Genomic DNA, 24570 nt, shown 5'->3' on the forward strand with positions numbered 1-24570 from the left:
TTTTGTCAACATATACGTAATACTTCCGGATCTTAGATAAGCATGGCTTCATCGGCCGAAGGCCCATATAATCCCGGCACCGCAATATTTAATAGTCGCAAATAAACTGTCAGCTGTCCGCGATGGTGGACAATATGATTATTAATGATAAAACGCATCGCTCCTGCACGAGGCAGGCGGGCTATTTCATATTCACCCGCTTTTAACACCCAATCTTTAAACCATTCTTCATCGGCCATTGTCTCAATCGCGGCTCTATTCGCTTCGAGTCCTTCCGATAGAATGCTTTTTAGTTCTTCTATTGAAGCTACTCTAAGGGGTTGATAATCTACTTTGAAATCAAACAGGTCCTTGGGCAGAGCTTTAGATACCCAGTTATGTACTTCAACGATATGGGCTGCCAATTCACCAAGACTCATTGACTTCTCATGTGGGCGCCAGTCCAGCTTGTCATCCGGTATACGATCTAATATACTACGCGTATTTTTTGTCTCCCTCTCTAGTTCGATTAAATAACTCTTCTTGATGCTCATAGTTCTTTTAATTCATAAATTGAAAATACGTCAGAGGTGTCACGTTATAAGGAGCATGAACAGCCTTATGCGCCGCTTCTCGTGCTATCTGCCCTTCTATATACGTTACTTTAAGTGGCAAAAAGGCGTTGCTTTTGACAGGTTCATGAAATAATGCTTCGTACCAAGTACAAGCGGCTACGAAACGGCCATAGTCCAAATTTAGATGATATCCATCCCTGGTAAAATTGTCTCCAATGAAACTCGTCCGTGCATTCTGTACCGCCGTTCCCGAAGGAACCAGTATTTCAAAATTTCCCCAACTAAATACGTCCGCAGATGTCTTTACAATATCTGCATACATCTTCCCCTGGCTACGGTCATACTTAATGAATCCTTCATGGGATGAGCCATTTTGATATGCCCAAGTCTGGTGTAATATATATTTTGTCTCCGGAAATCTTACTTGTTTAGTAACATATTCATATAAGGTAGGTAAGTCTTTTGCGTAAGAGTCGTAATTGCCCGATAACGGACTCGCTTGCTGAAAACTGACGTAATCCCAGGCTTCATCTTTAAGCGCTTCTGAGAGGCGCTGATTGGATTTTTCAGACATCTGACCATCCATATTAATTTTCCGATATCGATAAGCTGGCTTATCTTCCTTTGCATTGTTGACATGCAGACTCAAAGGGGCTCCACCTATATACAGATTACCAATGACAATCTTCTTTTTGCCTGCCTTGGCTAATTCATAAAGATTCTGCTCTATGGCATCCTCTGAAAAACTGTTTCCTATCGCCAAAACTCTCAGAACTCCATCATCCAAAGGCTGCTGTTGCGCTTGTGATGGAGTACCTGCAAATAAGAAAATTATTAAAATACTAAAGGGGAATATCTGTTTCGTTTTCATTTTATATTTATTGCTCTATGGCTAAAATTAGAGAATATCTTCTACAATTACTAATCAGAAAAGGAAAAACATTGGTTCCCACCGGTCATCCCGCTGCGCGCAGCAGGTCCGCTGTAAACGAAAGAAGCCCTTGACTGTTTCCAGCAAGGGCTTCCGTGTAAAAAAAGGCACCGACCTACTCTCCCACCTGTTACGGCAATACCATCGGCTCTGGCGGGCTTGACTGCTCTGTTCGGAATGGGAAGAGGTAGACACCGCCGATATAGGCACCTAAAGATCATTTATGGTAGCAAGCAGCTGGATGATGGTATTCAGCTTCCCTCCGCAGGGAAAAATACCGGTCCGGCAGCACGCACCATACTGACATATATACCGAAAGAGTGTCCAAAAATTAAAGAGGAAGACAACAGTGTCTGTCTGCATGAGAAAGCTTCGGGCTATTAGTACCACTCGGCTATGGTCTCTCAACCTTTACACCTGTGGCCTATCAACGTAGTCATCTCCTACGGCCCTGTCAGGAAGTCTCATCTCGTGGCCAGTTTCGCACTTAGATGCTTTCAGCGCTTATCTGCTCCAGACGTAGCTACCCTGCCGTACACCTGGCGGCATAACAGGTTCACCAGAGGTCTGTCCAACCCGGTCCTCTCGTACTAAGGTCAGATCCACCCAAACTTCCAACGCCCACAACAGATAGGGACCGAACTGTCTCGCGACGTTCTGAACCCAGCTCGCGTGCCACTTTAATGGGCGAACAGCCCAACCCTTGGGACCTTCTCCAGCCCCAGGATGTGACGAGCCGACATCGAGGTGCCAAACCTCCCCGTCGATATGAGCTCTTGGGGGAGATCAGCCTGTTATCCCCAGCGTACCTTTTATCCTTTGAGCGATGGCCCTTCCATACAGAACCACCGGATCACTATGTCCGTCTTTCGACCCTGTCCGACTTGTAGGTCTCACAGTCAAGCAAGCTTATGCCATTGCACTCCACGTACGGTTACCAAGCGTACTGAGCTTACCTTTGAAAGCCTCCGTTACCTTTTTGGAGGCGACCACCCCAGTCAAACTACCCACCAAACAATGTCCTCCGCTCTGCGGAGTTAGAAACCGGATACAGAAAGGGCGGTATTTCAAGGGCGATTCCACGGATCCTGGCGAACCCGCTTCGATATCTCCCGCCTATCCTACACATCCTGTACCCAGTCCCAATGTTAAGCTATAGTGAAGGTGCATGGGGTCTTTCCGTCCCGTTGCGGGTAACCGGCGTCTTCACCGATACCACAATTTCACCGAGCTCATGGCTGAGACAGCGCCCAGATCGTTACACCATTCGTGCAGGTCGGAACTTACCCGACAAGGAATTTCGCTACCTTAGGACCGTTATAGTTACGGCCGCCGTTTACTGGGGCTTCGATTCAATGCTTCTCTTGCGATGACATCCCCTCTTAACCTTCCAGCACCGGGCAGGTGTCAGGCCTTATACTTCATCTTCCGATTTTGCAAAGCCATATGTTTTTGTTAAACAGTCGCCTGGGCCTTTTCACTGCGGCTGCTCATCGCTGAGACAGCGCCCCTTCTCCCGAAGTTACAGGGCCATTTTGCCGAGTTCCTTAGCCATGATTCACTCGAGCACCTTAGGATTCTCTCCTCGACCACCTGTGTCGGTTTGCGGTACGGGTCTTCTTAACCTGGAGCTTAGCGGGTTTTCTTGGAAGTCTGCTTACCTGCTCTATCAGCGCCGCCGGAGCTTTGCTGTACTATCGGGTTTCAGCTGGAGCTGCGGATTTGCCTACAGCTCCAATACCTACGCCTTTCAACGAACTATTCCGTCAGTTCGCGGCAGTGTCACTACTCCGTCACCACATCGCAGTTAAAAAGAGTACTGGAATATTAACCAGTTGTCCATCGGCTTGCCCCCTTCGGGTGCGCCTTAGGTCCCGACTGACCCTGATCCGATTAACGTTGATCAGGAAACCTTGGTCTTTCGGTGGGCGGGTTTCCCACCCGCCTTATCGTTACTTATGCCTACATTTGCTTTTCCATAACCTCCACACAGCATTACCACTGTGCTTCCCCGGCGATGGAATGCTCCCCTACCAGTTGTACATCTTTCAGTACAAATCCATAGCTTCGGTACCGTTCTTGATGCCCGTTTATTATCCACGCCCGGCCGCTCGACTAGTGAGCTGTTACGCACTCTTTAAATGAATGGCTGCTTCCAAGCCAACATCCTAGCTGTCTGGGCAGCCGGACCTCGTTAGTTCAACTTAGAACGGATTTGGGGACCTTAGCTGATGGTCTGGGTTCTTTCCCTCTCGGCCTTGGACCTTAGCACCCAAAGCCTCACTGCAAGACATATCTGTCAGCATTCGGAGTTCGTCTGGATTTGGTAGGATTTGACTCCCCCGCACCCAATCGGTAGCTCTACCTCTGACAGACTCAGTTCTCACGCTGTTCCTAAAAACATTTCGGGGAGTACGAGCTATTTCCCAGTTTGATTGGCCTTTCACCCCTACCCTCAGGTCATCCGGAAACTTTTCAACGTTTATCGGTTCGGTCCTCCATTACATGTTACTGCAACTTCAACCTGCCCAAGGGTAGATCACAGGGTTTCGCGTCTACCTCATCTGACTATGCGCCCTATTAAGACTCGCTTTCGCTTCGGCTGCGTCCCTGAAGGACTTAACCTTGCCAGACAAGAGTAACTCGTAGGCTCATTATGCAAAAGGCACGCTGTCACAGAATCTATCTGCTCCAACCGCTTGTAAGCACACGGTTTCAGGTTCTTTTCACTCCCCTGTTCGGGGTTCTTTTCACCTTTCCCTCACGGTACTGGTCCACTATCGGTCTCTCAGGAGTATTTAGCCTTGCCAGATGGTGCTGGCAGATTCCCACAGGATTTCTCCGGTCCCGCGGTACTCAGGATACCACTATGTCTGTATTCTTTACCTGTACGGGGCTCTCACCCTTGTCGCGCAGTTTCCCACCTGCTTCCAGTTCATAGCACAGTACAATATCGTGGTCCTACAACCCCGCACATGCCGTAACATGCACGGTTTGGGCTCTTTCCCGTTCGCTCGCCACTACTTGGGAAATCATTGTTATTTTCTTCTCCTACGCCTACTTAGATGTTTCAGTTCAGCGCGTTCGCGTATAATACGGCATGTCTTCAACATGCCGGGTTGCCCCATTCGGAAATCCACGGATCAGTTCGCATTTGCCGATCCCCGTGGCTTATCGCAGCTTATCACGTCCTTCATCGCCTCTGAGAGCCTAGGCATCCCCCGTGTGCCCTTATTTACTTTCTTCACCGGCATAGCCTTTTGCCACTATGCGGCTGCTTTTGATATATATACCGGCATGCTACGCAATGATTCCTCCGGTATTCACCGGATATCTCCTCATCACATCAGACACATACCAGCATTGTCTCTACTGTTGTCTTCTCTTGTAATTTTTTTTCTCTTTCAGTATGTCAAAGAACTCTTTGGTAGATATAAGTAGTTAGATGTTAGTATCAAGATCATTATATGTCGCCATATCATCTCTAAATACTATATACTAAATACTATATACTATCTCGTGGAGAATAACGGATTCGAACCGTTGACCCCCTGCGTGCAAGGCAGGTGCTCTAGCCAGCTGAGCTAATTCCCCTTTGTTTCAGATATCAGATTGTAGACCGGAGACAGCAGACTCTTTACTTTGTCCCTATTCTCACAGCTCTATTCTCAGATCTCTTTAAGTAGTCCCGAGCAGATTTGAACTGCTGACCCCTACATTATCAGTGTAGTGCTCTGACCAACTGAGCTACGGGACTAGCTGTATTATTCCATCTCTCCTTCCGGGACCGCTCCTTTAAGGGGAGGGCACTTTCTTCTGATGTTTTCTTCTTTTCAATCATGTGGTACGTGACGGGCAACGGTCCGCGATGCTCTAGAAAGGAGGTATTCCAGCCGCACCTTCCGGTACGGCTACCTTGTTACGACTTAGCCCCAATTATCGGTTTTACCCTGACACGCTCCTTGCGGTAACATGCTTTAGGTACCCCCAACTTTCATGGCTTGACGGGCGGTGTGTACAAGGCCCGGGAACGTATTCACCGCGTCATTGCTGATACGCGATTACTAGCGAATCCAACTTCACGGGGTCGAGTTGCAGACCCCGATCCGAACTGTGAACGGCTTTTAGAGATTAGCATGCTGTTGCCAGCTAGCTGCCCGCTGTACCGTCCATTGTAGCACGTGTGTAGCCCCGGACGTAAGGGCCATGATGACTTGACGTCGTCCCCACCTTCCTCACTGTTTGCACAGGCAGTCTGTTTAGAGTCCCCACCATAACATGCTGGCAACTAAACATAGGGGTTGCGCTCGTTGCGGGACTTAACCCAACACCTCACGGCACGAGCTGACGACAGCCATGCAGCACCTAGTTTCGTGTCCCGAAGGACGGATGCGTCTCTGCATCCTCCACTAACTTTCAAGCCCGGGTAAGGTTCCTCGCGTATCATCGAATTAAACCACATGCTCCTCCGCTTGTGCGGGCCCCCGTCAATTCCTTTGAGTTTCACCCTTGCGGGCGTACTCCCCAGGTGGATAACTTAACGCTTTCGCTGGGACGCTGGCTGTCTATCGCCAACATCGAGTTATCATCGTTTAGGGCGTGGACTACCAGGGTATCTAATCCTGTTCGATCCCCACGCTTTCGTGCATCAGCGTCAATACCAGCTTAGTGAGCTGCCTTCGCAATCGGAGTTCTAAGACATATCTATGCATTTCACCGCTACTTGTCTTATTCCGCCCACTTCATATGGATTCAAGCCCGTCAGTATCAAAGGCACTGCGATGGTTGAGCCACCGTATTTCACCCCTGACTTAACAGGCCGCCTACGCACCCTTTAAACCCAATAAATCCGGATAACGCTCGGATCCTCCGTATTACCGCGGCTGCTGGCACGGAGTTAGCCGATCCTTATTCTTCCGGTACATTCAGCTCCCTACTCGTAAGGAGGTTTATTCCCGGACAAAAGCAGTTTACAACCCATAGGGCAGTCATCCTGCACGCGGCATGGCTGGTTCAGGCTTCCGCCCATTGACCAATATTCCTTACTGCTGCCTCCCGTAGGAGTCTGGTCCGTGTCTCAGTACCAGTGTGGGGGATTCTCCTCTCAGAGCCCCTAGACATCGTCGCCTTGGTAAGCCGTTACCCTACCAACTAGCTAATGTCACGCGAGCCCATCTCCATCCTATAAATATTTAATAATATCCCGATGCCGGAACATTATGTTATGCGGTGTTAATCTCTCTTTCGAGAGGCTATCCCCCTGATGGAGGCAGGTTGCTCACGCGTTACGCACCCGTGCGCCACTCTCACCATTGATAGCAAGCTACCGATGGATCCCGTCCGACTTGCATGTATTAGGCCTGCCGCTAGCGTTCATCCTGAGCCAGGATCAAACTCTCCATTGTAAAATGAAGTTTTTGATTCCGACTATTTATAATAATCAGAATTCTTTTTTTAATATCTCTGATCTCGGACCGAATTGAACGGATTACTTGAATCTGTTCCATGACTTCCGACTTTCGTCTGTCTGCCTACTCGTCACGCTACATGATTGTGTGTTATTAAAGAACTTTATGCGCTTCAACTTCCGTATCCGCTGTATTCCGATGGCATTGCGCCCTCTTTTATCTTTTTTTGTTTCCCCGCCGTTTCCGACGGGACTGCAAAGGTAGGAATCTTTTCCGGACTTCCAAAAACTTTCTGAAGTTTTTTTTGGCTTTCTTTTTCCGGTTTCCGCGTTCAGCTACCGTTGAACCCTTCTTTTTTCATGGCTGCTTCTTCCGGAGCAGCCCGCCCTCCCTTGCGGAGTGGTGCAAAGATAGAAACTTTTGGAACAAACTTCCAAGACTTTTGTTTATTATTTTTCGATATAGAACCTAACTCCCTGTATTCTTGGCGAAAGTATTTTCAGTATACCACTGATACAGCTAGGCAACACCCACATATTCGCACAATTTCCTTGAAAACCGACTGCGGCTAGGTTATTCTCCGGGTAAACGATCTTCCATCAATAACTAGGTGAAACCAACAATACTATTATCAAAAAAAAGGGTTCAAGTATACACTTGAACCCTCTATATTAAGATAATCTATCAAGAGATTAATCTTCTTCTTTCGAAGCTAACAATTGATCGTATTCTTCACGGGAACCAACGATTAAGTTGCTATATTGGCGAATACCTGTACCAGAAGGAATCAAGTGACCGACAATTACGTTCTCTTTCAAACCTAATAGATTGTCACGTTTACCTGCGATAGCAGCTTCGTTCAACACCTTCGTTGTCTCCTGGAAGGAAGCCGCCGAGATGAACGATTTCGTACCCAATGAAGCTCTAGTGATACCTTGTAACAATGGGCTTGAGGTCGCTGGAATTGCTTCGCGAACTTCCACAAGTTTCAGGTCACGACGTTTTAAACTAGAGTTCTCTTCTCTCAACTTACGTAAAGAAACGATTTGTCCTGGACGCAAGTTGTTAGAGTCTCCGGCGTCAACAACGACCTTTTTGTCAAATAGCGAATCATTCTCTTCCATGAAATCCCATTTATTTACGGCTTCTTTCTCTAAGAAACGTGTATCTCCCGGGTCTTCAATATTGACTTTCTGCATCATCTGGTGAACAATCGTTTCGAAGTGCTTGTCATTGATCTTCACCCCTTGCAGACGGTATACTTCTTGGATACCATTGACAATGTAGTGCTGAACAGCCGCCGGTCCTTTGATAGCCAAGATATCCGCTGGCGAAATTGAGCCATCTGACAACGGCATACCTGCTTTCACGAAGTCATTGTCCTGAACAAGGATATGCTTCGAAAGTGGCACCAAATACTTCTTGATCTGACCATCGCGAGACTCGATAGATATTTCACGATTACCGCGTTTAACACCACCTAATGAAACCACACCGTCAATTTCAGTAACAACAGCAGGATTCGATGGATTACGCGCCTCAAACAATTCAGTCACACGTGGAAGACCACCCGTAATGTCTCGAGTCTTACCTGTTGAACGCGGAATCTTAACCAAAATACCACCTTCTTTTACTGTAACACCGTCAGCGACTGCAACGTGTGCTCCAACCGGTATGTTATACGTACGAATAACTTCTCCTGACTTATCTAAAATCTTGATAGATGGGTTTTTCGTTTTATCACGTGTCTCAATAATTACTTTCTCTTTGTGGCCGGTTTGCTCATCAGACTCTTCACGATAGGTTACACCTTCGATAATTGCATCAAATTCCACCTTACCGGCAAATTCAGAGATAATGACAGCGTTATATGGATCCCATTCCACCAATTTATCGCCCTTAGATACTGTGCTGCCGTCTTCTACGAACAACTGCGAACCGTACGGGATATTCTGTTGGAAAACAATTTTATTATGTGCATCGATGATTTTAACCTCACCAGAACGTCCTAAGACAACTTGATGTGTGCCGTTCTCACCTGTCTGCGAAACCGTACGTACGTTTTCAAATTCGATTCTACCATCGTATTTAGAAATGATGCTCGAGTCGGCGGCGATGTTAGATGCCGTACCCCCTACGTGGAACGTACGAAGTGTCAACTGTGTACCCGGTTCACCGATAGACTGTGCAGCAATAACGCCGACAGCTTCACCCAGTTGAACGCGTTTACCAGAAGCTAAGTTACGACCATAACAACAAGCACACACACCACGTTTAGATTCACAAGTCAATACTGTACGGATCTCAACTCCTTCGATGCCAACTTTCTCAATTGTATCCGCGATCTCTTCAGTGATATCTTCATTTGCAGCAACAATTAATTCTCCAGTATCCGGATGCACCACGTCGTGCAACGGTGTACGTCCTAAAATACGATCGTATAATGGCTCAACGATATCGTCGTTGTCTTTTAATGCCGTTGTATAAATACCACGTAAACCTCCACAATCTTGCTCCACCACAATCATATCCTGCGCTACGTCATGTAAACGACGCGTTAAGTAACCCGCATCCGCCGTTTTCAGCGCCGTATCGGCAAGACCTTTACGCGCACCGTGGGTAGAGATAAAGTACTCCAATACGGACAAACCTTCTTTAAAGTTTGACAAGATCGGGTTCTCGATAATTTCACCACCTGAAGTACCAGACTTCTGAGGTTTAGCCATCAAACCACGCATACCACATAACTGACGAATCTGCTCTTTCGATCCACGGGCTCCAGAATCCAACATCATATACACAGAGTTGAACCCTTGGTTATCGTTGGAAAGAATATCCATTACGTGTGCAGTCAATCGGTTATTGATACGTGTCCAAATATCGATGATCTGGTTGTAACGTTCGTTGTTGGTAATGAAACCCATGTTATAGTTGTTCATTACCTCCTCAACTTCATTGGTCGCCTGAGCGATCAACTCAGCTTTCGCAGCAGGAATATTCAAATCTTCCAAGTTGAACGAAAGCCCGCCTTTGAACGCCGTTTGATAACCTAATTCTTTCATATCGTCCAAGAACTGTGCAGCACGGGCCATACCCGTAGTCTTCACGATCTCACCGATAATATTACGCAAAGATTTTTTAGTCAGCAATTCGTTGACAAAGCCCATCTCATCAGGAACAACCTGATTAAAGATCACACGACCTACTGTTGTCTCCAATAAGGTATCAACGATGCTTCCATCTTTCTGTCTAACTTTTGTTTTGACTTTAATCCAAGCATGAAGGTCAATTTTTTTCTCGTTTAGAGCAATAATTACCTCTTCTGCCGAATAGAAAGTCATATCTTGACCTCTCACGATATGGTCACCTGCACTTCTCCGGCCTTTAGTAATATAATAAAGACCCAATACCATGTCTTGAGATGGTACAGTGATTGGTGATCCGTTCGCTGGGTTCAAAATATTGTGTGAAGCCAACATTAAAATTTGAGCCTCCAAAACTGCAGCATTACCTAAAGGCAAGTGAACCGCCATCTGGTCACCGTCAAAATCGGCGTTGAATGCTGTACACACCAATGGGTGCAACTGAATAGCTTTACCCTCGACCAAAGTCGGTTGGAAAGCCTGGATACCCAAACGGTGAAGCGTAGGCGCACGGTTAAGTAATACAGGGTGGCCTTTCAATACATTTTCAAGGATATCCCATACGACAGGATCTTTACGGTCAACGATTTTTTTAGCGGATTTTACAGTTTTTACAATACCACGCTCAATCATCTTACGGATGATAAATGGCTTGTATAGCTCTGCAGCCATATCTTTAGGAAGACCACACTCGTGTAATTTTAGGTGCGGACCCACAACAATTACCGAACGAGCAGAATAATCCACACGTTTACCCAATAAGTTTTGACGGAAACGTCCTTGTTTACCTTTCAAAATATCAGATAAAGATTTCAATGCACGGTTCCCTTCTGTCTTAACAGCGTTCACTTTACGTGAGTTGTCAAACAAAGAGTCTACCGCTTCTTGAAGCATACGTTTTTCGTTACGTAAGATAACTTCAGGAGCTTTGATTTCGATCAAACGTTTCAGACGATTGTTACGGATAATCACACGACGATATAAGTCGTTCAAATCCGAAGTCGCGAAACGGCCCCCATCCAAAGGCACTAAAGGACGTAATTCCGGTGGGATAATCGGAACAATTTTCACAATCATCCATTCTGGACGGTTCTCGATATTCTCACGTGAGCTCCGGAAAGCTTCAACAACATGAAGACGTTTTAATGCTTCATTTTTACGTTGTTGTGAAGTCTCATTGGCAGCTTGGTGACGTAAATCGTATGACAATTGATCCAAATCAATACGTTTCAACAAATCTTCCAATGCCTCAGCACCCATCTTAGCAACGAATTTTTGAGGATCGTTGTCGTCTAAATATTGATTTTCTTTTGGTAAGGTATCTAAAATATCTAAATATTCTTCTTCCGTCAAGAAGTCCATAAAGTTGATACCGTCTTCTTCCTTGATACCAGCCTGGATAACCACATAACGTTCGTAGTAAATGATCATATCCAATTTCTTGGTAGGAAGTCCCAATAAATAACCAATTTTATTAGGAAGAGAACGGAAGTACCAGATATGCGCGACAGGAACCACCAAGTTGATGTGTCCCATACGCTCACGACGTACTTTTTTCTCAGTTACCTCAACACCACAACGGTCACACACGATACCTTTGTAACGGATACGTTTGTATTTACCACAGTGACATTCGTAGTCCTTTACCGGACCGAAAATACGCTCACAGAATAAACCGTCACGTTCGGGTTTGTAGGTACGATAGTTAATCGTCTCTGGTTTTGTAACTTCACCACTTGAGCGTTCCAAAATAGTCTCTGGAGAAGCCAAGCTGATCGTAATCGAAGTGAAGTTGCTTTTAATTTTATTATCTTTTTTGTAAGACATACTTATACAAAAGTTAAAGCTGTATAAAGAAGCTTTGAAGGACTGGAGCCCTTCAAAGCCCTAATTGCTTAATTAATCCAATGTGATATCTAGACCCAATCCGCGTAACTCGTGTACCAATACGTTGAACGATTCTGGTACCGATGGCGTTGGAAGATTGTTGCCCTTAACGATCGCTTCGTAAGTTTTGGCACGACCAACCACATCATCCGATTTCACGGTCAAGATCTCTTGAAGGATGTTAGATGCACCGAATGCTTCCAATGCCCAAACCTCCATCTCACCGAAACGTTGACCACCGAATTGTGCTTTACCACCCAAAGGTTGTTGTGTGATCAATGAGTACGGACCGATTGAACGTGCGTGCATTTTATCATCAACCATGTGACCTAATTTCAACATGTAGATAACACCCACTGTTGTCGGTTGATCGAAACGGTCTCCTGTCAATCCGTTGTACAAATAAGTACGTCCAGATTTTGGTAAACCTGCTTTCGCCACCCAATCTTGTACCTGATCCATTTCAGCACCATCAAAGATAGGCGTCGCAAACTTAACACCTAATTTTTGACCAGCCCAACCCAATACGGTTTCGTAGATCTGTCCTAAGTTCATCCGTGAAGGTACCCCCAGTGGGTTCAACACGATATCAACTGGTGTACCGTCTTCTAAGAATGGCATATCCTCATCACGTACGATACGTGCAACGATACCTTTGTTACCGTGACGACCGGCCATTTTATCCCCTACTTTCAACTTACGTTTCTTAGCAACGTAAACTTTGGCCATCTGCACAATTCCTGATGGAAGTTCATCACCCACAGACACGGCAAATTTATCACGTTTGAACGATCCCAACTCTTCATTAATTTTGATATTGTAGTTATGAAGAGCCATTTTGATCAGCTCGTTTTTATCTTCGTCAGTTGTCCATCCCATTGGGTTGATGTTGTTATAATCCAATTCTGCTAAGATTTTTTGTGTAAATTTAGCACCTTTAGCTACCAACAACTCTTTATATACATTGTATACCCCTTGGCTTGTCTTACCATTCACGATGGTGAATAACTTTTCAACCAAACGATCTTTCAAGGATTTAACGGCTCTGTCGTGAGCAACTTCCAATTTCTCTAGAGTCTTACGCTCAACTTCTTTGGACATTTTTTTCGCACGGGAGAATAACTTGGTATCGATCACAACGCCTTTCAATGAAGGCGGAGTTTTCAATGAAGCATCTTTTACATCGCCGGCTTTGTCACCAAAGATTGCGCGTAATAATTTCTCCTCTGGAGAAGGATCAGACTCACCTTTCGGCGTGATCTTACCGATTAAGATATCACCACCACCAACTTCTGCACCGATACGGATAATACCGTTTTCGTCCAAGTCTTTTGTCGCTTCTTCAGATACGTTAGGAATATCCGCTGTTAATTCTTCTTCACCACGTTTGGTATCCCGAACCTCAAGTTCAAATTCCTCAATGTGAAGAGAAGTAAACCAGTCTTCTTTTGCAACACGCTCAGAGATTACGATCGCATCCTCAAAGTTATATCCTTGCCAAGGCATGAATGCTACTTTCAAGTTACGACCCAGCGCCAATTCACCATTTTCAGTAGCATACCCCTCACACAATACTTGTCCTGGCTCCACTCGCTGACCTTTCTTCACGATAGGTTTCAAGTTCATACAAGTATTTTGGTTGGTCTTCTTGAATTTGATCAATTTATATGTTTTGACATCATCATCAAATGATACGAGACGATCATCATCAGTTCTGTCATAACGGATCTTAATTTCGTCAGCATCTACGTATTCTACCACACCGTGACCTTCGGCATTGATTAACGTACGTGAGTCTTTCGCTACACGGCCTTCAAGACCAGTACCTACGATAGGGGCTTGCGGACGCAATACAGGTACAGCTTGACGTTGCATGTTCGAACCCATCAACGCACGGTTGGCGTCATCGTGCTCCAAGAAAGGAATCAATGATGCCGCAATAGAGGTAATCTGGTTTGGCGCGACGTCCATATAATCAAGCATTTCCGGCTCGATAATTGGAAAGTCACCTTCATATCTCGCTTTAACTTTCGCATCTTCGAAATTACCTTTGTCATCATACAAAGCATTCGCTTGTGCGATTGTTTTTCCATCTTCATCTTCCGCTGATAAATAAACCACAGGCTCGTCAACCACCACTTTACCATCCTTCACTTTACGATAAGGAGTTTCAATAAAGCCCAAATGGTTGATTTTCGCGTGCACTGCCAAGGAAGAAATCAAACCGATGTTTGGTCCCTCCGGTGTTTCAATCGTACAAAGACGGCCATAATGTGTGTAGTGAACGTCACGCACCTCGAAACCTGCGCGCTCACGGGAAAGACCACCTGGACCCAAGGCTGACAAACGACGCTTGTGTGTGATCTCAGCAAGTGGATTGGTTTGATCCATAAACTGAGATAACTGGTTTGTTCCGAAGAATGAATTGATTACCGACGACAAAGTACGTGCGTTAATCAAATCCGTAGGTGTAAACACCTCGTTATCGCGAATATTCATGCGTTCACGGATAGTACGGGCCATACGAGATAGACCTACACCAAACTGCGCATATAATTGTTCGCCCACAGTACGGACACGACGGTTCGATAAGTGGTCAATATCATCCACCTCCGCTTTAGAATTGATCAAATTGATCAAATACTTCACAATTGCAATGATATCTTCGCGTGTTAAAACTTTGATATCGTCCGGTGTATCCAGTTTCAACTTACGGTTGATCCGATAACGGCCCACATCACCTAAGTCGTAACGCTTATCAGAGAAGAATAAACGATCGATGATACCACGTGCTGTTTCCTCATCTGGTGGTTCAGCATTACGCAATTGACGATAGATATGCTCTACCGCTTCTTTCTCCGAGTTAGAAGTATCTTTTTGTAAAGTGTTATATATAATAGAATAATCTGCATTATTTGACTCATCGTCCTTCGCTAGGATAATAGACTTAACACCAGCTTCAATGATCAAATCAATGTGATCTTCCTCTAGAACAGTTTCACGCTCAAGGATAATTTCGTTACGGTCAATCGATACTACCTCACCAGTATCCTCATCCACGAAATCTTCTACCCATTTTTTCAATACCCTAGCCGCTAAACGACGGCCAACATATTTTTTAAGACCAGATTTACTAACTTTTACTTCATCCGCCAAGTCGAACAACTCCAAGATATCTTTATCTGAATCGTAACCTATAGCACGCAATAAGGTAGTAACTGGGAATTTCTTTTTACGATCGATATATGCGTACATAACGTTATTAACGTCTGTTGCAAATTCGATCCAAGATCCTTTGAAAGGAATTACCCTTGCAGAATAAAGTTTAGTACCATTTGTGTGTCTACTTTGACCAAAGAAAACGCCTGGTGAACGGTGTAATTGCGACACAATTACGCGTTCTGCACCATTTACCACGAAAGTACCTTTAGGAGTCATATAAGGGATAGTCCCTAAATACACATCCTGAACAATAGTTTCGAAATCTTCGTGTTCTTCATCATTACAAGATAACTTTAACTTAGCCTTTAACGGAACGCTATAAGTCAGGCCACGCTCGATACACTCTTGGATATCATAACGGGGAGGATCAATGAAATAATCCAAAAACTCTAGCACAAAAATGTTTCTTGAATCAGAAATAGGGAAGTTTTCCGAGAATACCTTGAACAGCCCTTCCTGATGGCGGTTGTCAGAAGTAGTTTCTAATTGAAAAAACTCCTTGAAAGATTCCAATTGCACATCTAAGAAATCCGGATAATCCAAAACTTTCTTACTTGTCGCAAAGTTTATTCTTTCTTGTTGAATATTATTGTTTGCCAAGGGAATATGAATTTTAGTTTTAAAAAAACTGCGCTTACATGTATGCTGTAAACCACGTGTCCACTGTGCCCAGCATATACACAGCATAGTGGCGTATTGATATAAATAGGAATAGACTCTGACGAAAAATCGTCAGAGTCTAAACCTTTTAGGGCTAATTAATTGAGATTATTTAATCTCAACAACAGCACCAGCTTCTTCTAATTGTTTTTTCAAAGCTTCTGCCTCGTCTTTAGATACACCAGCTTTTAATTCTTTAGGTGCTCCGTCAACTAAATCTTTAGCTTCTTTCAAGCCTAATCCAGCTAAATCTTTAACCAATTTAACTACAGCCAATTTTTGACCACCAGCTTCTTTCAAGATAACGTCAAATGAAGTTTTCTCTTCAGCAGCAGCAGCACCACCTTCAGCTGGAGCAGCAGCTACAGCAACAGCAGCAGCAGCAGGCTCGATGCCATACTCGTCTTTTAAGATATCAGCTAATTCTTTAACCTCTTTTACTGTTAAGTTAACTAACTGTTCAGCAAGTTGTTTTAAATCTGCCATTTTATTTTGAATTTTTGAATGTTCTTTATTAAATATTGTTAATTAAATTGTAACGAATGTTTATGTTCGAGAGGATTCGTTAACCTCTTTCTTCTAAAGCTTTTACTAAACCTGAAATCGTATTTCCTCCTGATTGAAGAGCTGAAATAACATTTTTCGCAGGAGATTGAAGCAATGCGATAACGTCTGCGATAAGTTCGTTTTTAGATTTAAGATTAACTAGTGTAGTCAATTGATTATCTCCAACGAATGCAGTTGAATCGATATAAGCTGCTTTCAATACTGGTTTGTCACCAGATTTACGCAACTCTTTGATTAATTTAGCAGGTGCATTACCTGTTTCAGCGAACATCAATGTTGACGCACCCTTAAGTGTATCAAATAACTCCTCTGAATCAACACCAGCTTCAATTAACGCTTTCTTGATCAACGTATTTTTTACCGCTTTGATTTCGATACCTTGCTCAAAACATTTGCGACGAATGCCATTCACTTTCTCAACGCTCAAATCAGCAGTATCGGTAATATAGAAGTTACCGTAAGATTTAATCTGTTCGGCCAAAGCTTGAACAATTTCTTGTTTTTCTTCTTTTCTCATGATTAAATACCTGCTACTGATTTAGTCTCAATATGAATACTAGGACTCATGGTTGAGGAAATGTGAATACTTTTAAAGTAAGTTCCTTTTGCTGCAGATGGTTTCAAACGAGCTAGAGTTTGTAATACCTCTAAGGCGTTATCATATATTTTATCTGCATCGAACGACGCTTTACCAATAGAAGTATGGATGATACCGGTTTTGTCAACTTTGAAATCGATCTTACCACCTTTTACATCTGTTACAGCTTTACCAACTTCTGTCGTAACTGTACCAGTTTTAGGGTTAGGCATCAAGTTTCTTGGACCTAAAATACGACCCAATTTACCAACTTTAGCCATAACACTAGGCATAGTAATAATGATATCAACGTCAGTCCAACCACCTTCAATTTTGCTGATGTAATCATCTAAACCTACGTAGTCCGCACCTGCCGCTTTAGCTTCTTCTTCCTTATCAGGCGTACATAAAACTAAAACACGAACAGTTTTACCAGTACCGTGAGGTAATGTCGCAATACCACGAACCATCTGATTAGCTTTACGAGGATCTACGCCCAAACGAACGTCGATATCCACAGAAGCATCAAATTTGGTCAATGAGATTTCTTTAACTAAAGCCGAAGCTTCTTTCAAAGAGTATGCTTTACCAGCTTCAATTTTGGATAGTGCCGCTTTTTGATTTTTTGTTAATCTAGCCACTTTTCTTAAATTGATTTCTTAATTAATTGTTCCAAGGAGCATTACCTGATACAGTAATACCCATACTACGTGCTGTACCAGCTACCATTCGCATAGCAGCCTCTACAGTAAATGCATTTAAATCAGGCATTTTATCTTTAGCGATTGTCTCAACTTGTTCCCAAGTGATAGCCGCAACTTTTTTACGGTTAGGCTCGCCAGATCCACTTTTCAATTTAGCAGCGTCTTTCAACTGAACTGCTACCGGTGGAGTCTTGATGATAAAATCAAATGACTTATCCGCATAAACTGTAATGACAACAGGCAATACTTGACCTGGTTTGTCTTGCGTACGAGCATTGAACTGCTTACAGAAATCCATGATATTCACACCTTTAGCACCTAATGCAGGTCCTACTGGAGGTGAAGGATTCGCAGCTCCGCCCTTAACTTGTAATTTTACTAACGCACTGACTTCTTTTGCCATTTTGTTTTGAATTTAATATGTTAAATGTCTGTTAGTAAGTTGGAAGCAAATAACGTAACATTTATCGGCGCGACAGCATAACTATCAACAACCGAGGTGCAAAGTTAACAAGAAGATTTGAATCCTGCAAGTATCTAACTTTTAATTTTTCAGGAATTTATGATTTTTCCTCACGGATATGCTAACCGGTGTTCCAATATGCTAGAATCATCCCGTTTTCACATAGGACAATGTTTTTAATTGACCGCCGTCACAGTATATCCGTTGTTACGAAGTAGTGAGATCAAACCCTTTTCACCAGACAGGTGTCCAGCTCCTACAGCAACGAAGCAGCTTTGTTCCTTGATTAAATCCGGAATAATCGTTGTCCAGTTTACATTCCGTCCTGCCAAGAGCTTTTCTTTCTGTTCAGCTGTCATCCAAGTCGGATCCTGAATCAATTCCGTTAACTCAGTTAAGTTTTCATTCTTATAGGCCGCTACCATCTTAGCTGTCAGCGCAGGATACTTATCCAACTGAAACACGGACTCCATAAATAACTTTGGCGTAATCAAATCTTTTAATAGATTGAATTGAAAATCAGGAGTTTCAAGCTCACCAACAGCCTTTCCCTGCGCTTTTGCCAGCGCAGCCAAGTCCATTTCATAGGATTTCATTTTGGTTGGATCAGGGCAGTTAAAACCTTTCATCGCGAATAAAGACATGGCAGTCACGGGTGACATATAGTCCAATAGCTTAATAGAAAGCTGTTGAGACACCAAGATGCTATCCATTTTTTTCACATCTGCTTCTTCAAACTGTTTCACAAAATCAGGGTCCGGAGCAGCGAAAGCCTGCACGACCTGTATGTTTTCAGGTTTTGACAGATCAACTTCAAAAACGATTTTTTGACTCGAATTAATGGCATCCAGGCATTTCTGTTTAATTTCAAAATCATCGGGGCACAGCATATGGATCGTTCCGAACAAATAGGAGTCTTGTTTAAGTCCATTCCCAGAAATTTTCCATAGCATCGAATTGCCCTGAGCAAAGCCACCAAAAGTGACAAAAAAGAAGAGTAATAGAAGAATAAAATGTTTTTTCATGTATATTAATTATAAGGTTCTTATTAGTTTCTGCCCGCGTTAAAACCATCCTCAAATCCTCGAATAATCTCACCGACATTAGATAAAAGATATACACAAACGCTAAAACAGCGATTATAGCTACAATTTTTTAGGTCCATATTTAAATTTAGTAACTCCTTAAAAATAGAAAATATGAATCATATATACCACAACCTCGAGTTATATATTAAACAAATACCGTATCTGCTCCACGAACAACATCATCCACGCGAGGTACCGACACGACGTCACGGATTTCCCTCCTGTCGTTTCCCTTCAAAATTGGCAGTATGGCTCTACATCCATCCCCCTCAGTCTCCAACGCAAATGGGATTTCTGCAATCTAAGCACCGGAAGCTATTTTGCCACTGTAACGATTAGCAGCCGCTCCGATTTTCTCACCAACTATAATGGCCTGCATTCCGTCCGCTGGCCTTTTCATTAGCCTAAGAAACAAAAAAAGCCTTTCAATTTTCATGAAAAGCTTTTCTCTATCGTTAATTACTAATCTTATTCTTTTTCGACTTGCATATAGTTCAATTCGAGAGGAGTCTTCCGGCCAAAAACCTTCACCATGACGATCAACTTCTTTTTATCCTCATGTACCTCTTCAATTTCACCTGTGAAACCATTAAACGGACCATCGTTTACCTTTACAGTCTCACCCACATAGTAAGGGACATTGATAGTTTCACCTTGCTCTGCCATCTCATCCACTTTACCTAGAATGCGGTTTACTTCAGATTGGCGCAAAGGCACAGCATTACCTGCCTTATCACCCAAGAACCCAATGACGCTATTGATATTTTTGATGATGTGTTCTAATTCACCATCAAGAGCGGCCTCTAACAACACATATCCAGGATAGTAGTTACGTTCTTTGGCAACCTTCTTACCATCGCGCATCAAGTAATATTTTTCCATCGGAATCAACACTTGAGGAACCAAGTGCTCAATACCTAAACGACTAACCTCGGCATCAATATATTGCTTTACTTTCTTCTCTTTCCCACTTACAGCACGAACTACGTACCATTTTAAACCTTGATCTGCCATAAATATTATTGAAAATTAAGAAGCAATACCGTACAAGAACTCTAACCCTACACTCGATGCTTTATCCATCACAAAGACAACCAATGCAATAAGAAGAGACGCAACAAGCACAATAACAGCTGAGCTTTGCAACTGTGACCATGTAGGCCAAGTCACTTTCTCAGTGATCTCTACATAAGAGTCTTTAAAAAAATCAAGTACTTTTGCCATTTTAGTTTATCTGTTTATTAAGCACGGGCACCAGGACTCGAACCCAGACCAAAGGTTTTGGAGACCTTCGTTCTACCTTTAAACTATGCCCGTGTATTTCTTATTTTGTGTTGCAAATATAGTGTTTTAAACTATCTAACACAACTTTTTTTTATCTTTTTTTTATTAAAAATCAACAAAAATTTCGTTGAAAAAAATAAGCTAATCAACCACAGTCGATTAGCTTATTTTGTATTTAGAATAATCGATAGATTACGCTAAGATTTCAGTTACCTGACCAGCACCTACTGTACGACCACCTTCACGGATAGCGAAACGTAGACCTTTTTCCATCGCGATAGCGTTGATCAACTTAACAGTGATTGTAACGTTATCACCTGGCATAACCATCTCAGTACCTTCTGGTAAAGAGATCTCACCAGTTACGTCAGTTGTACGGAAATAGAACTGAGGACGGTATTTGTTGAAGAAAGGAGTGTGACGACCACCTTCAGCTTTTGACAATACATAAACCTCAGCTTTGAAATCTGTGTGAGGAGTTACTGAACCTGGTTTACAGATAACCATACCACGTTTGATATCAGTTTTCTCGATACCACGTAATAATAGACCTACGTTATCACCAGCTTCACCGTAATCTAAGATTTTACGGAACATCTCAACACCTGTTACAGTAGATTTCAAGTTCTCAGCACCCATACCTAAGATCTCAACTGGATCACCAGAGTTGATTACACCTCTTTCGATACGACCTGTAGCAACTGTACCACGACCTGTGATTGAGAAAACGTCCTCGATTGGCATCAAGAAAGGTAAATCAGTCAAACGTGGAGGAATTGGAATGTAGTTATCAACAGCATCCATCAATTCCATGATTTTATCAACCCACTCAGGCTCACCGTTCAATGCACCTAAAGCAGAACCTTTGATTACAGGAATGTCATCACCAGGGAATTCGTAGAATGATAACAACTCACGAACTTCCATTTCAACTAAGTCTAACAACTCAGGGTCATCAACTAAGTCAGTTTTGTTCATGAATACTACTAACGCAGGAACACCTACCTGACGAGCCAACAAGATGTGCTCGCGAGTTTGAGGCATAGGACCATCAGTCGCAGCAACTACGATGATAGCACCGTCCATCTGAGCAGCACCAGTTACCATGTTTTTAACGTAGTCAGCGTGACCTGGACAGTCAACGTGTGCATAGTGACGGTTAGCTGTAGAATATTCTACGTGTGCAGTATTGATTGTGATACCACGCTCTTTTTCTTCAGGAGCAGAGTCAATTGAATCAAATGAACGAGCTTCTGACAAACCTTTATCAGCCAATACTTTAGTGATAGCAGCTGTAGTTGTAGTTTTACCGTGGTCAACGTGACCGATAGTACCAATGTTTAAGTGTGGTTTACTACGGTCAAATTTCTCTTTTGCCATGTTTATGCGAATTAGTAATTATAAATTATTTCTATTTGTTATATACTCTTGCTTAACTTACACAAGTACGAGCCAAAGATGGGATTTGAACCCACGACCTCTTCCTTACCAAGGAAGTGCTCTACCCCTGAGCTACTTCGGCTTACTAAAAAACCTCATTTACGTATTAATGCCCCCACCTTTAGATACATTATTATCAAAGAAGATAGAGACTAAATTTAATACTTGAAAATTTTGAGCGGAAGACGAGGTTCGAACTCGCGACCTATAGCTTGGAAGGCTATCGCTCTACCAACTGAGCTACTTCCGCTTAACAACTAGAAACTAGAGTAAATCTAAACTCCAATTAAAAAAAGTGTGGAGGGAGAAGGATTCGAACCTTCGAAGCCGAAGCAACGGATTTACAGTCCGTCCCATTTGACCGCTCTGGAACCCCTCCAGACCTGTAGCTTTCGCTACACTTGGAGCCTCTTATCGGGATCGAACCAATGACCTACTGATTACAAGTCAGTTGCTCTACCAGCTGAGCTAAAGAGGCTTCTAATATCTTTAAAAACTTACGTTCTATCAACACCTAGTCAGACGATTTATCTTTTCAGCGAGTGCAAATATCGAATTTACTTTTGACGTTTGCAAGTTTATTTTTTACTTTTTTTTCATTTAAAGAACTAAGCAAACTTTGTTGTGATGAACCGTTGTTCCCTTGTTTGCTGATGCAAAGATAGACACAAAACTCACTTTACAAAAATATTTCTCAAAAAAAAGCGACACTTTTCAGCAATTATACTGATACGCAGCACAATAATTTTTCATTGCATATTTACCTATTTTGGTTATTTGCCTAATATACTATCTTTGGGCATGCAAATTTTATCCCAATCACTTTCAAAGCTGACCCGCTATACCGCGGTGTTGACACTGCTAATAGCTGGGGCAGGCGATTTGAAGGGTCAAAATATTATTCAAAGACTGAGTAAAAAATTCCTTTCAGCAGAGAAAGATTCGACGCGTTCGGGCAGTTTCATGGTTTTGCCTGCTGTTGGATATGCACAGGAGACTGGTGTGGAATACGGACTGTCGAGCTCCTATAATTTTTATCTCGACAAGTCGGACCCCCATATACGCACCTCCACGATGTTGCTCATGGGGACATTTACTTCCAAACACCAATCCAACTTCAAATTTCAAACCGATCTGTGGACAAAAAATAATGACTATCATTTTATCAGCGAAATCCGCTACCGCGACTGGCCCTTCAATTATTACGGGATCGGCATGGATACTTGGAAAGCAGACGAAGAGCGCATCGCGCAAAAACTGTTTCGGATCAAGTTGGAAGCAGAGAAAAAAGTGGGAAAAAACCTGTATTCGGGCCTCAATGTTCAATTCGATGATTTTAGCATTCGCAGTGATAGCAATGATTACATATTTAATCAGTCCGGACTCATTGGGAAAAACGGCGGACAGCAGCTGCTCCTAGGTGTTTCGCAGCTATTTGATAATCGCGACAATGTCTCTTACAGCACCCGCGGCTATTATGCGAAATTGCGTCTTGCCTATGCTCCCAAATTATGGACCAGCGCAGATTTTAACGGTTTCAACTTGGATATAGACCTCCGCGGCTTCATTCCCCTGCATCGGCAACTTACATTAGCAGTACAGGGAATTTTCCGCTCCACATTTGGTAAAACAGTACCTTTCTATAACTATCGTGAACTTGGCGGCGACATGATCATGCGGGGCTACTATTTGGGTCGTTATCGCGACAAAAATTACTTGGCTTCGCAGGCCGAACTACGTTACCGCTTCCACCCGCGCTTTGGTATCGTGGGTTTTTCTGGGCTTGGTTCCACCTTTTCCAAAGAAAACAGCAGCCGCTATGTACCCAGTTATGGTGGCGGGCTACGCTACTTCTTCAGCCTTGAACATAACAGCAGCATCCGATTTGATTATTCTTATGGTGAACGGCGAGCCGGAGAGAAACGTCAGTCCGGATTCTATCTATCCTTAAGTGAAGCATTTTAATTAAACACTATCTTTAACAAGCCTGTCTAGGACCATGACAGGCTATTATGATTGTATAATAAAATTATTTGATTCTCAAATGAGGGCCACAAGCTTTAAGCCTCTCAGGCAGCTAAAATCTGATGAAGAAGTTTTCCTTCCGTTGTCCCGCTCTAAAGAAAACGAGTCCCAAATGGTAGAGATCGACCGTCACTACGACTCTGTCGTCAACCTTTAACTTATTCCAATAAAGCTCCCGCGCAGTGTTCAAATGGGGCTCATTGACAATAAGCATATCACGGTCCCTGGCCGCTGCGACAAAATCCGTTACCGGATTATCCTGGTCTATGTAAGAGATGTTGCGGAACGAATAGTTTCCACATTGTCTTTCAAACAAATCCCGGTAATCTACTGCATCCTCATCAACCATTAGCGCGAACTGATCATAAGCAAAGGCTTTTAACAGGCGGCTGATCAAAAGATACTTTTTTCGCTCTACTTTACGCCAGCATTTGACCCCGGCAGGCAGTTGCAAATACGCCTCCGGCGGCTCGTCTTGGTAGATCACTTCATCTACCAGTTTGTATACGAATGGGGAATGTGTCCCATGACGACTGTGAGATAAAAGATAATGTAGCCAATACTTCAGATGGTATTTCATTGCGCTGCAAACATCGAGAAATTTAAGGTTAAATACA

General features: G+C 43.3%; 14 protein-coding genes, 7 tRNA genes and 3 rRNA genes. 1 reads left to right on the forward strand and 23 read right to left on the reverse strand.

Features of this window, described 5'->3' with window-relative positions; genetic code table 11:
• Positions 1-32 precede the first annotated feature (32 nt).
• The 22 genes from FGL37_RS03075 to FGL37_RS03180 form a co-directional block, all read right to left on the reverse strand.
• Positions 33-533, reverse strand: coding sequence for a DinB family protein (locus tag FGL37_RS03075; protein WP_028071670.1), 501 nt, complete (start codon positions 531-533; stop codon positions 33-35).
• A 7-nt stretch (positions 534-540) separates the two neighbouring features.
• Entirely contained in the window at positions 541-1425 is an 885-nt protein-coding gene (locus FGL37_RS03080) for a DUF4886 domain-containing protein (RefSeq protein ID WP_028071669.1), read from the reverse strand.
• A 162-nt stretch (positions 1426-1587) separates the two neighbouring features.
• Positions 1588-1699 (reverse strand): 5S ribosomal RNA (gene rrf / locus FGL37_RS03085).
• A 147-nt stretch (positions 1700-1846) separates the two neighbouring features.
• Positions 1847-4730, reverse strand: a 23S ribosomal RNA gene (locus FGL37_RS03090).
• A gap of 275 nt (positions 4731-5005) precedes the next feature.
• A tRNA-Ala gene (locus tag FGL37_RS03095) sits at positions 5006-5079 on the reverse strand.
• Between the two features lie 89 nt (positions 5080-5168).
• Positions 5169-5242: transfer RNA gene (locus FGL37_RS03100), tRNA-Ile, on the reverse strand.
• A gap of 120 nt (positions 5243-5362) precedes the next feature.
• Positions 5363-6890 (reverse strand): 16S ribosomal RNA (locus tag FGL37_RS03105).
• Together the 16S, 23S and 5S rRNA genes with 2 tRNA genes alongside form the textbook arrangement of a ribosomal RNA operon.
• A gap of 695 nt (positions 6891-7585) precedes the next feature.
• Complete coding sequence (rpoC, locus tag FGL37_RS03110; protein ID WP_028072664.1) at positions 7586-11863, reverse strand: DNA-directed RNA polymerase subunit beta'; 4278 nt, start codon at positions 11861-11863, stop codon at positions 7586-7588.
• A gap of 72 nt (positions 11864-11935) precedes the next feature.
• Complete coding sequence (rpoB, locus tag FGL37_RS03115) at positions 11936-15745, reverse strand: DNA-directed RNA polymerase subunit beta (RefSeq protein WP_028072663.1); 3810 nt, start codon at positions 15743-15745, stop codon at positions 11936-11938.
• A gap of 168 nt (positions 15746-15913) precedes the next feature.
• The gene (rplL, locus tag FGL37_RS03120) at positions 15914-16291 is read right to left on the reverse strand and encodes a 50S ribosomal protein L7/L12 (protein WP_002992785.1); all 378 of its coding nucleotides are present in this window, start codon (positions 16289-16291) and stop codon (positions 15914-15916) included.
• 79 nt (positions 16292-16370) lie between these two features.
• A complete protein-coding gene (gene rplJ, locus FGL37_RS03125; protein WP_028072662.1) occupies positions 16371-16889 on the reverse strand; it encodes a 50S ribosomal protein L10 in 519 nt (172 codons plus the stop codon).
• A 2-nt stretch (positions 16890-16891) separates the two neighbouring features.
• On the reverse strand, positions 16892-17590 hold the full coding sequence (gene rplA / locus FGL37_RS03130) for a 50S ribosomal protein L1 (protein WP_028072661.1): 699 nt from the start codon (positions 17588-17590) through the stop codon (positions 16892-16894).
• Between the two features lie 22 nt (positions 17591-17612).
• The gene (rplK, locus tag FGL37_RS03135) at positions 17613-18056 is read right to left on the reverse strand and encodes a 50S ribosomal protein L11 (RefSeq protein WP_028072660.1); all 444 of its coding nucleotides are present in this window, start codon (positions 18054-18056) and stop codon (positions 17613-17615) included.
• A 236-nt stretch (positions 18057-18292) separates the two neighbouring features.
• Positions 18293-19141, reverse strand: a complete 849-nt coding sequence (locus FGL37_RS03140) for a TraB/GumN family protein (RefSeq protein ID WP_028072659.1) — start codon at positions 19139-19141, stop codon at positions 18293-18295.
• 531 nt (positions 19142-19672) lie between these two features.
• A complete protein-coding gene (gene nusG, locus FGL37_RS03145) occupies positions 19673-20218 on the reverse strand; it encodes a transcription termination/antitermination protein NusG (protein ID WP_028072658.1) in 546 nt (181 codons plus the stop codon).
• Positions 20219-20233: 15 nt separating this feature from the next.
• Positions 20234-20428 carry a preprotein translocase subunit SecE gene (gene secE / locus FGL37_RS03150; protein ID WP_028072657.1) on the reverse strand — a complete coding sequence of 65 codons (195 nt, stop codon included), beginning with the start codon at positions 20426-20428 and terminating at the stop codon, positions 20234-20236.
• A 22-nt stretch (positions 20429-20450) separates the two neighbouring features.
• Positions 20451-20521, reverse strand: a tRNA-Trp gene (locus FGL37_RS03155).
• A gap of 159 nt (positions 20522-20680) precedes the next feature.
• Positions 20681-21868, reverse strand: a complete 1188-nt coding sequence (gene tuf / locus FGL37_RS03160; protein ID WP_028072656.1) for an elongation factor Tu — start codon at positions 21866-21868, stop codon at positions 20681-20683.
• Between the two features lie 70 nt (positions 21869-21938).
• Positions 21939-22010: transfer RNA gene (locus FGL37_RS03165), tRNA-Thr, on the reverse strand.
• A 95-nt stretch (positions 22011-22105) separates the two neighbouring features.
• Positions 22106-22178, reverse strand: a tRNA-Gly gene (locus tag FGL37_RS03170).
• Between the two features lie 48 nt (positions 22179-22226).
• Positions 22227-22307, reverse strand: a tRNA-Tyr gene (locus tag FGL37_RS03175).
• Between the two features lie 23 nt (positions 22308-22330).
• Positions 22331-22406: transfer RNA gene (locus tag FGL37_RS03180), tRNA-Thr, on the reverse strand.
• 323 nt (positions 22407-22729) lie between these two features.
• Between FGL37_RS03180 and FGL37_RS03185 the strand changes: the two genes are divergently transcribed.
• Positions 22730-23893, forward strand: a complete 1164-nt coding sequence (locus FGL37_RS03185; protein WP_028072655.1) for a BamA/TamA family outer membrane protein — start codon at positions 22730-22732, stop codon at positions 23891-23893.
• Positions 23894-24005: 112 nt separating this feature from the next.
• On the opposite strand, the gene FGL37_RS25480 is transcribed toward FGL37_RS03185, so the two are convergent.
• Positions 24006-24440 (reverse strand): hypothetical protein, encoded by a 435-nt coding sequence (locus FGL37_RS25480; protein WP_232048622.1) that lies wholly within the window; start codon positions 24438-24440, stop codon positions 24006-24008.
• Between the last annotated feature and the right edge of the window lie 130 nt (positions 24441-24570).

Source organism: Sphingobacterium thalpophilum, from assembly GCF_901482695.1.
GTDB lineage: Bacteria > Bacteroidota > Bacteroidia > Sphingobacteriales > Sphingobacteriaceae > Sphingobacterium > Sphingobacterium thalpophilum.

Coding starts and splice junctions, on each gene's coding strand:
- rplL (WP_002992785.1), bottom strand. CDS start 16,291: ATGGCAGATTTAAAACAACTTGCTGAACAGTTAGTTAACTTAACAGTA.
- FGL37_RS03075 (WP_028071670.1), bottom strand. CDS start 533: ATGAGCATCAAGAAGAGTTATTTAATCGAACTAGAGAGGGAGACAAAA.
- rplJ (WP_028072662.1), bottom strand. CDS start 16,889: ATGAGAAAAGAAGAAAAACAAGAAATTGTTCAAGCTTTGGCCGAACAG.
- FGL37_RS03185 (WP_028072655.1), top strand. CDS start 22,730: ATGCAAATTTTATCCCAATCACTTTCAAAGCTGACCCGCTATACCGCG.
- secE (WP_028072657.1), bottom strand. CDS start 20,428: ATGGCAAAAGTACTTGATTTTTTTAAAGACTCTTATGTAGAGATCACT.
- rplK (WP_028072660.1), bottom strand. CDS start 18,056: ATGGCAAAAGAAGTCAGTGCGTTAGTAAAATTACAAGTTAAGGGCGGA.
- tuf (WP_028072656.1), bottom strand. CDS start 21,868: ATGGCAAAAGAGAAATTTGACCGTAGTAAACCACACTTAAACATTGGT.
- FGL37_RS03140 (WP_028072659.1), bottom strand. CDS start 19,141: ATGAAAAAACATTTTATTCTTCTATTACTCTTCTTTTTTGTCACTTTT.
- FGL37_RS03080 (WP_028071669.1), bottom strand. CDS start 1,425: ATGAAAACGAAACAGATATTCCCCTTTAGTATTTTAATAATTTTCTTA.
- nusG (WP_028072658.1), bottom strand. CDS start 20,218: ATGGCAGATCAAGGTTTAAAATGGTACGTAGTTCGTGCTGTAAGTGGG.
- rpoC (WP_028072664.1), bottom strand. CDS start 11,863: ATGTCTTACAAAAAAGATAATAAAATTAAAAGCAACTTCACTTCGATT.